Source organism: Tamlana crocina (genome assembly GCF_012037625.1).
On the sequence record NZ_JAAVJS010000298.1, the window covers coordinates 1 to 424 of the forward strand.

The 424-nt window shown below is 42.9% G+C and carries 2 pseudogenes; one reads left to right on the top strand and one right to left on the bottom strand.

What is annotated here, in order from left to right:
• A pseudogene (locus tag HC176_RS16805) lies at positions 1 to 230 on the top strand (hypothetical protein); the annotation flags it as partial.
• On the opposite strand, the pseudogene HC176_RS19705 reads toward HC176_RS16805, so the two are convergent.
• Positions 231 to 424 (bottom strand): annotated as a pseudogene (locus HC176_RS19705) (uracil-DNA glycosylase); the annotation flags it as partial.

Sequence of the window (424 nt, forward strand, 5' to 3'; positions counted from 1 at the left end):
CCAATGAAACCAAAATGGATTTTCCTGATCCTGAAACTGGAGATCCGGTGACCAAAGAGGTCGATATGGAATACACAGATCTTGCTTTTGGAGTTGGAATCGGTGGTAAATTTGTTGCCAAACAAGGATTTCTTATAGATGGTTCTTTTGGAATTGGCCGAAACTTCTTCGACAAATATTCTCCGGACATTGTGATCCTACCCTCTATATATTTGGGCTACCGCTTTTAATTACCACTCAATAGGTTCTTTGCCTACAGATCTAAGAAATTCGTTGGTCTTGCTGAAGTGTTTATTCCCGAACCAGTAGCCCCGATTAGCAGCAAGCGGGGAAGGATGGCCGCTGGTGAGCACCAGGTGTTTTTCTTTATCTATCTTTTTCCCTTTTTTCTGCGCCGGACCTCCCCATAAAAGGAAAACCAAAT